An 8,874-nucleotide genomic window follows, 5' to 3' on the forward strand; every position below is an offset into this window, starting at 1 on the left:
ACTGTAGTTGTCCAGTGAAATCTATTTTCTTTCTTTTTAGGATTTTTTAGTGGTCATGTATTAGCATTTTTCCTGTCTAAAATAGTTATAAATGGCGGTGGCTAATTGAGGACCTATTCCAGACACCTCTTGTAACTGTTTGACACTTGCTTGGCGGATATTCTCTATAGAGTTAAAATGGGATAGCAACATTTTTTTTCTCACTTCACCCAGCCCGGGTATTTCATCCAAAACTGATTTATAACTGGCCTTTAGTCGCTTGTGACGATGAAAAGTTATAGCAAAACGGTGGGTTTCATCCCGGATTTGCCTTAACAATTTTACTCCAATTTGTTCCTTGTTGGTTTGCAGGGGAAGAGGGTTACCGGGGACAAATATTTCTTCCCTCTTCTTCGCCAGACTAATGACTTTTATCTTGGGCAACAAACCCATTTCTTCTAATACCAGACAAGCAGATGAAAGTTGACCTTTTCCTCCGTCTATCATGACCAAGTCAGGGAGGTTTTCCTCCTTAGAAAAGCGTCTTTTTATCACTTCCCTTATGGCGAGGAAATCATCAGAGTGGCCAGGCTTTATATCGGGACTTTGGATATTGTAATGACGATAGTATTGTTTAGCGGGCAACCCATCAATAAAAACCACCCTCGAGGCAACAACATTTGTGCCTTGGATATGGGATATATCATAGCCTTCAATCCGTCTGGGGGGGGTAGGTAATCCCAGTATTTTTGCCAAGTCTTCCAAGGCAGAAATAGGATTTTGGTGTAACTTCTGGCTTTTTTCCAATTCCCTCTGTGCATTCTTAGCAACCAAGGTAATCAAATCCGCCTTTTGGTGTCTTTTTGGTATAGTAATTGTGACCTTTTTACCCTTCTTCTCTCTCAACCATTTGCTGAATATTTCCTTATCTTTTAGGGGGAACTGGATGAGTATCTCCGAGGGAATTTCTGCGGGTTCAATTTGGTGATAATATTGTTCCAGTACCCTTTGTAAAATCTCCCCCTTGTCGTCATTACAACCATTGTCGGTAAAAAAAATAAGTCTACCAATCAAATTGCCACTTCTAATCTGGAATAGCTGAATACAACTCCGATTTTCGTCTTGAGCGATGGCCACTGCATCACGAGAGATATTATCATCAGGAAGGGCAACTTTTTGAGTTTGACTAGAGTCGAACAGATGCTGTACAGTCTTTATTTGATCCCGGTATCTGGCTGCCTTTTCAAACTCCAATTTTTCAGCCGCAATTTTCATTTCCTGCTGCAGTTTTTCGAGCAATTCGTCCACACGCCCTTGGAAAATTAGAGACACCTTCTTGACGGTTTCCAGGTATTCTTCCGGAGTGATTAGATTTTGACAAACTCCCGGACATTTACCTAGGTCGTAGTTGAGACAAGGGCGATTTTTGTACAGAGGCTGTTTTCGCTGTCTAAGGGGAAAAATATTTTTGATGATTTCTAGGGTTTTCTTCAGACCATTAACATCAACATAAGGGCCATAATAACGGTCTAATTTAGAAATTTTACCCCGTTTCCTGGTGATAAAAATACGGGGATATTTTTCAGAGAAAGAGATGCAAACATAAGGATATCTTTTGTCGTCTTTTAGCAAGACATTAAAACGAGGTTGATGCTTTTTTATAAGATTAGCCTCTAAAACTAAAGCCTCAGTTTCGTTGTCAGTCACTATATACTCAATGTCTCTTACCAGGGAAACCATCAAGGAGATTCTAGGGGGGTGTTTTGCCGACTCATTGAAATAGGAATTGACTCTTTTCCTCAGATTCTTAGCCTTACCAATGTAGATAACATTCCCAGCCTCATCTTTCATCAAATAAACCCCAGACTCCTCGGGCAAATTCACCAACAAATCAGCCAACATTCACTGCTTAATACTTCAATATGTTTATAACTTCAAGTAAAACAAAATTCTGGTGACAAAAAAGGCCAATTTTATTCTATCCTATCGTGAAAAGTAGCGAAAAAAAATGCCCCCTGGGGGGACAATGGGGGAATATCAACAAAATGTTACAATTTAAAATGCCCCCGGAGGGTTGTTAGAGCCAATAGTCAGGGAGAATAGATAGACTTCCAGGCACGAACAGTGGCACTGCCAATGTAAAAATCAGTGGTGTCACCATCGGCCCAAACCAGTCGCACCCGCAGCTTCTCATCGGGGAGACTAACCAAAGCCCGTGCCAACTCCTCACTAACTGCGCCCCCCTGGTACTCATATATCTTGCCGCCGATGGCAAAGAGAATTTTCTCAGGACTTTTTCTGTTTTGGATATACTTGTACACTGGTTCTATATCCCAATAGACTTCTTCTTTCCATTGGTTATCCCGTTTGACCCTACGGGTGCGTTGGACTTGACGATAGTATTCTAACTGTCTTTCTGTCCAGAAGTAGCTAAGACGGATACCCTGTTTTGACCAACTGCTGACTATAGCGTAGCCTTCGCCAAAGTCTTTGTCATAGACGATTTTACCATCGAAGGGGTCTTCCACTACTTTTGACCAGGGCACTGGGGAGTCTTGGTGTACGGGGGAGGGGGGGATGGTGGCATTGACAGGGTTAGTGATAGTTACTAGGAGAAAGCCAAAAATAGAGGCGATGCCGGTATTGACTCTCATAGTCTATTTGGGGGACACTATTGTATAAACATTAAAGCCGCCACGGTTGCCACGAAGGTCATTTTCTAGGGTGGATGCATCGAGGGAGGTAATTGTTCCAGTGGCATTATAGATAAAACAAACCAGGGTTTTTAGATTGGGGTATTCTCGATAGCTTTCAAAATCTTCGGCCAGTTGACGAACTATTCCTGCCCTTGTAGTATTCCCCCTGGGGTATTTAATTTCCACAAGAATTCCATGAGAAGGGATAGCAAAGTCAACACGACTATTTCTCCCGGCATGATTGGATATATCCACTTCCCTTCTTACATCATTGAAAAATAATATTAGGAGAATATGAAATAATTTTTGGACATCCCTCTCCTCTTGAAGGGAGAAATTATAATTACTAGTAAACCCCTCGGCAATAGCCGGAAATCTTCTGCACAGGTTTATTATACTATCAACAGCAGAATCATGGGTTAGTTTAGCAGGACATTGCAGCAATTGAATTTCCTGTTTAAGGGCCCTTATAATTCCCTCTAATTCTTGTTTTAATTGAGTGAAGAAAGAATTCTGGAATGCCTCAATACAGGACAATAACTCTTGTGTGGAATCCTGGATATTACTGTGGACAATTTCCCGTAATTGCTGTTGTAATTGAGTGGGGAGAGAGTTTTGAAAAGCTTCAATGGGTGGCAAAAATTGATTGGATATGACTTCTTGGAGCTGATTTTGTATCCGGGGAGGGAGGTAATTTTGGATAATCCCTTCTAATTCCTGTTGCAGTTGATTGGGTAGACATTCTTCCAGGAGACTGAACCTGTGGTATAATTGGTTTAACAAGTGTTGTATATTAGAGATGGTTTCTGTTAATTGTCCAATACTTTCAGACAAGTTTTGTTGGAGATTAGGGATGGAATTTTCTGGGGAATTCAGGTGAGATAACAACTTATTCAGTGAGGGCTGAATATTGGCGTTAAACTCCTCAATTCTGCGGGAAATAATTTCAACATCCTTTTTTATAATTGTACTAATAAATTCTTCCAAGCCTCCGATTCTTTGTAAAAACTGAACCTCCTGCCTTATAATGGTGTTGATGCCCTCTTGTATCCCTTCAATTTTGGCAAAACCGGATTGTAGCTGATGGTTGAGACTGTTTTGGAGTTGCCGGTGGGTATCTTTCAATTCCTGGATGTTATCTCTCATGGGGGTTAGAGAAGAGCTAATGTTGTCTTTGAGATTTTCTTCTATAGGGGATATAAGGGGTGGTAGTTGTCTGTTTAATTCTTTTAATTCCGATATTGACTGAGAGACTTCCGACACCCGCTGGGAAAGAGTTTGAGCACGACGCCGTAAGGAGTAGTATCCCCCAGCCATTCCGGCCGTCAAGCCTCCCAGGGCAACACTGTTATTCTGAACACCAACCCCCACAACTCCACCAACTATGCCGGCAACCAGTAAAACCCCCCCCAGCCGCGAAAACATTGCCCGTATCATGGATGCCTCGCTAGTCACTAATGGGCTCATTATAACATATCATGTTTCCCTCTCGACTACAAAGGTGAAGGCGCATCTCACACGGATAGTTTTCTGACGACTGACAGTGGGCGCTATATAATTCCACTGTTAACCTTTATTTTGTATAATTTTTAATTGACAAAATTTATACAGATACCGGAGATTTAGAAAGGGCGATTGCTATTTTCCCTTAACAGGGAAACGCAAGAGATAACTAGGTGGAAAAAACACTGCGCCCCCCAACTTGTGGCACCCCTGCGAATCGTTGCTCTAATAATTTTGGCCGATTAACATTTAGGGGTTAGGATGTAGGGGGTAGGGAGAAAAGAGTCAAACAAAGAAGTTCAGAAGGGATTTTATCCCAATACAGAACAGGATTCACATTTGTTAATAAAGTAAACAAAACGGCCAACCTAGTCCGAAAAAGAAAGCGATTTAGGGATTTTTACAGGGCGTACATTGGCGAATTTTAGATTTATTTTAATCCGAAAAATCCAAGCTATTAGGTAAAATGAAAGACAGGTATCAGGAAAATAATAATAATTATTTAAGGTTAATTTTCCCCTAGAAAGTGTTAAATTATTGATAAGGTTTAGTGGCAGAAAAGCATTTGATAGAATGGGAGCTAGGGGATTAAATATCGTACTAAATGAAAATAAGGGGGGACAAATTAATCATAAAAAGGATTGGGGGCTGTGGTAAAAAATTGTAAAAGTGGACAATCAACCAGGTGCCGGGGAAGAAAGTGAAAGTATTACCCTGTAGTGCCTGGGTAGGATGAGAAGACTTGGTATACCAGGACAAGGAATTATAGAATATAGTGATATCAGAACAGTTATAACAGGGAAAATACATATTTTTGTATAAATAGCAAAACTATTAAATATGGCAATATAAAAATCGAAAAGGCGTTATAAATAGGATAAATTAATCATAAATAACAGCAATTTTCGCCAATTTAAACTCACCATGATCGCAAATAATTAAAGAACCATAGTAATCTACAAGCCGCAATGCTTCGTCAGATTCCCGTATTTTATTTTATGTCTATCCTATACCATTGAGGGGATTTATCTACCAACAATAATATAAAAAACTATTAAAACTGGGGCCTATGGGTAACGGCCAGAAGCAATATTCCTATGTTCTACATTTTATTTTACCCTTTCTGGTTTTTAGAAAAATAACCTCCGGCATATCATCTGCCTCTATATGTTTGTACCCCAACCCGAAGGGACACATTCTTGAATTGCTTTTAAGAAAAGAAAAAGTTTACACCCCTTTAACAGAACATATCTTCTTATGTTATTCCCAGGAGTGATGGGAAACGTCTGGCGGAAATTGAACAGTTTTTGTCAAGGTTGTGCTCCGGAGGGCTTGTATTTCAGAGTGTTCCAAAAAGCCTTTGACGGGGATTGAACCCGTGACCTCACCCTTACCAAGGGTGTGCTCTACCACTGAGCTACAAAGGCGGGATGTGGTTCCTTGTGGCAAACACCTATGACATTATAGCAAAAAAATTAAGAAAAGACAAGTGGGTATTGGGGATTGAAGAGAGACAGGAAAATAGGAATAAGTTGTTGTTTTGCCTGGGAGATGGAAGCAGTGGGGCAGTAATTGCTAAGACGGGTGACTTTTTTGTCTTTGATGCCACAGGGGATAATAAAGTCAAAGCCGGACAAGTCACAGTTGATGTTGACGGCGAAACCGTGCATTGTTATCCAGCGTTTGACTTTAATGCCAATAGCGGCTATTTTCTCATCCCCTACCCAGACGCCTGTTAAACCTGGGATTCTTCTGCCGCTGATGCCATATTTGGCCAACAGTTGGATCACCACCTCTTCTAGTTGTCGGAGGTACCAATGTAGGTCTTGCTTGTACATACGTAAATCCAGGATAGGGTAGCATACTAGTTGTCCTGGACAGTGGTAGGTCACCTCGCCGCCTCTTTCCACGCGGTAGACTTTCCCTGGGAGGGAGTGTGGGGGGAAAAGGAGGTTCTCCAGACTGGCACCTCTCCCCAGGGTGTAGACGGGGGGGTGTTCGGCGAGAAGGAGGGTATCGGGGTATTGCGGGTTTTGGAGTTTAGCCTGGACTAGTTGTTTTTGGTATTGCCAGGCTTCTTCATAGGGGATTAATTGTAAATCCTCTACTTGTATTTTCCTTTTTCCTTCCCTCATGGTTTGGGGGGTTTATTGGGAGAGGGTGCGACGTTTGAACACCATTTCGTAGACTTCAATGATGTCTCCCACTTGCCACTGATGGAATTTGTCTACACTAATACCGCATTCAAAACCGGCCGCCACCTCCTTCACGTCATCTTTGAAACGACGCAGGGAGTCTAGGGTGCCTTTGTATATTTCTTGGCCGTTGCGTATTACTCTCAGGTTACGGTTGCGTACCACCTTTCCTTCAAGCACATAACAACCGGCCACCGCCCCCTTGCTTACCGGGAATACGGCTCTTACTTCGGCTTTTCCGAGGAACTGCTCTACCTCCTCGGGCTCTAGCAGCCCCTCCATTGCCGCTTGAATATCATCTTTTAGCCTATAAATTATGTTGTATTGCCTTATGTCTACATGATAACGTTCAGCGGCCTCTCTAGCGCCGGGGGCCAGGGTGGTGTTGAAGCCAATTATGACGGCGCCACTGGCGGCTGCCAAATCCACGTCGGTTTCGGTAATTTCGCCGGCTGCTGAGAGAAGTACTCGTATTTGTACCTCTTCTTGGGGCAGAGTCTTCAACTCTTGTAAAATAGCCTCTACTGAGCCCTGCACGTCGGCTTTGAGGATGAGATTGAGTTCTTTTAGTTCTCCTTTTTGAGCCTTGGCCGAGAGGGTGCTCAAACTTACCCGACGGGAGGCTTGGAGCTGTAGACGGTAGTCTCTCTTCTCCTCGGCTCGTTTTTCTGCAACGGTTCTTGCCTCTTTTTCATTAAGATATACCTCAAACTCGTCACCGGCTTCAGGCAACTCGTTGAAACCCAACACCTCTACGGGGAAGGAAGGACCTGCGGCTTCCACTTTCTGGCCGCGATCGTTCATCATAGCCCTGATTTTGCCCCAGGTAGCGCCAGCCACTACTATGTCTCCCACCCTGAGAGTACCGTTTTGTACCAGTAGGGTAGCCACATTGCCACGGGTGCGATCCAAGTGAGCTTCCAGTACTGTTCCTTTGGCAGGGCGTTCAGGGTTGGCATATAGTTCTTCCACCTCTGCCACTAAGAGAAGCATTTCCAGAAGAGTATCTAGGTTTTCCCCTGTCAGGGCGCTCACGGGCACCATTACCGTATCGCCACCCCATTCTTCGGGCACTAGTCCCAATTCTGCCAATTCTTGTTTTACCCTTTCTGGGTTAGCTCCAGGCTTATCTATCTTGTTGATGGCCACCACAATGGGTACTCCGGCGGCTTTGGCGTGACTTATAGCCTCTTTTGTTTGCGGCCTAACCCCGTCATCTGCGGCCACTACCAGTACGGCAATATCTGTCACTTTTGCCCCTCTTGCCCTCATGGCGGTGAAGGCCTCGTGCCCTGGGGTATCTAGGAACACTATTTGTTCTATCTTTCCTTCATGTTCTACGTCCACATAGTACGCGCCTATATGTTGTGTAATACCCCCCGCCTCTGTCTGAGCTACTTTTGTCTTACGGATAGCGTCCAAGAGGGTGGTCTTGCCATGGTCTACGTGTCCCATGATGGTGACAACAGGGGGACGTTTCTGGAGATTATCCAAATCCGCCTCGGTTAGCATTTCTGTCTTGGTGGCGGTGGGTTTTTCCTCTTCTTCGGTTATTACTTCAACTCCTAACTCTGAGGCCACCATCTTGGCGGTTTCCAAATCAAGGGTTTGGGTAATGGTTACTGCTATGCCCTTGTAGAAGAGTTTGGTAATGATTTCCGTGGGGGGTACTTTTAGCATTTCCGCCAATTCGGCACAAGTGGGGGGGCGGTTAAGGACGATGAATTCTGGTGGTTTTTCTTCTTCCTCTTTAGCCTTCTTCTCTACCTTGGCCTCTGGTTTTTCCTTTTTGGCCCCAGTGGGCTTCTTGGCAGTGGTGGCCTTTGCCTTGTCTTTTTCGGCCTCCTTGGGCGGTTTAGGTGGACGTGCCAGGGCCAGACTGAGGACGGGACTTTCCTCCTCCTCCTCTTCAAACAGTTCTTCTAGTTCTTCCTCCTCCTCCTCGTCCAGGAAGAGTGCACGACGTTTTTTGCCTTTTTTCGCTTCTTTGCGGACTATTAATTCTTCTTCGTCCTCATCTCTTGTTCTTTCTGGGCCTTTCTTTTGTTTAGGCTTGCGGACTTTGGGTTTCTCCAATAGTAGCTCTTCTGCCGCTTCTAATTCTTCTTCTTCCCCTTTAGCCTTTGTTTCTGGGACTTCCCCTTCGACGGGAGGAGTTACTGGCCTTTGTGGTGGTTTTTTGAGGGTGGGTTTTGGTGCTAGTTTAGGCTTTTGTTCCCCTTCTTTCTCCTCTGTGCCTTTAGTGGTGGCTGGGGCTACCACTTGTGTAGTAGTTTTTTCCTCCTTGAGGGGAGGTTTTTCGCCGGGTTTGCCTCGACGGGGGGGTGTGGGGGCCCCTTTATCTCTCCTTAGATTACCCGGTTTAGACTTTTGTTTTTTGGCCTCTTCGGTTTCTTCTGGGGCGGCAGTAGTTTTCTTTTCTTCCACTGCGGGGGGATAGTTGGGTTTTTTGAGGGCTGGGGGTGATTTCAGGACTGGTTTTTGGGGGGTTGCGGGGGGGG

General features: G+C 44.1%; 5 protein-coding genes and 1 tRNA gene. All 6 read right to left on the bottom strand.

The genetic code is table 11. The features are described from left to right. Window positions 1-60: 60 nt before the first annotated feature. On the bottom strand, window positions 61-1,881 hold the full coding sequence (gene uvrC, locus IGQ44_05595; GenBank protein ID HIK37447.1) for an excinuclease ABC subunit UvrC: 1,821 nt from the start codon (window positions 1,879-1,881) through the stop codon (window positions 61-63). A 188-nt stretch (window positions 1,882-2,069) separates the two neighbouring features. Then, the gene (locus tag IGQ44_05600; protein ID HIK37448.1) at window positions 2,070-2,633 is read right to left on the bottom strand and encodes a hypothetical protein; all 564 of its coding nucleotides are present in this window, start codon (window positions 2,631-2,633) and stop codon (window positions 2,070-2,072) included. A 3-nt stretch (window positions 2,634-2,636) separates the two neighbouring features. Next, window positions 2,637-4,142, bottom strand: coding sequence for a hypothetical protein (locus tag IGQ44_05605; GenBank protein ID HIK37449.1), 1,506 nt, complete (start codon window positions 4,140-4,142; stop codon window positions 2,637-2,639). Between the two features lie 1,391 nt (window positions 4,143-5,533). Further along, window positions 5,534-5,605: transfer RNA gene (locus IGQ44_05610), tRNA-Thr, on the bottom strand. Between the two features lie 48 nt (window positions 5,606-5,653). After that, complete coding sequence (gene lipB, locus IGQ44_05615) at window positions 5,654-6,313, bottom strand: lipoyl(octanoyl) transferase LipB (protein ID HIK37450.1); 660 nt, start codon at window positions 6,311-6,313, stop codon at window positions 5,654-5,656. 12 nt (window positions 6,314-6,325) lie between these two features. Then, window positions 6,326-8,874: translation initiation factor IF-2 (gene infB, locus IGQ44_05620; GenBank protein HIK37451.1), on the bottom strand; the 2,549-nt coding region annotated here is incomplete at its 5' end.

The sequence above is a fragment of the Geminocystis sp. M7585_C2015_104 genome, assembly GCA_015295805.1.
Classification (GTDB): Bacteria; Cyanobacteriota; Cyanobacteriia; order Cyanobacteriales; family Cyanobacteriaceae; genus DVEF01.

What these genes read in the sequence shown, in the direction of transcription:
- lipB (HIK37450.1), bottom strand. Translation starts at nt 6,313, where the DNA reads ATGAGGGAAGGAAAAAGGAAAATACAAGTAGAGGATTTACAATTAATC.
- IGQ44_05600 (HIK37448.1), bottom strand. Translation starts at nt 2,633, where the DNA reads ATGAGAGTCAATACCGGCATCGCCTCTATTTTTGGCTTTCTCCTAGTA.
- IGQ44_05605 (HIK37449.1), bottom strand. Translation starts at nt 4,142, where the DNA reads ATGAGCCCATTAGTGACTAGCGAGGCATCCATGATACGGGCAATGTTT.
- uvrC (HIK37447.1), bottom strand. Translation starts at nt 1,881, where the DNA reads ATGTTGGCTGATTTGTTGGTGAATTTGCCCGAGGAGTCTGGGGTTTAT.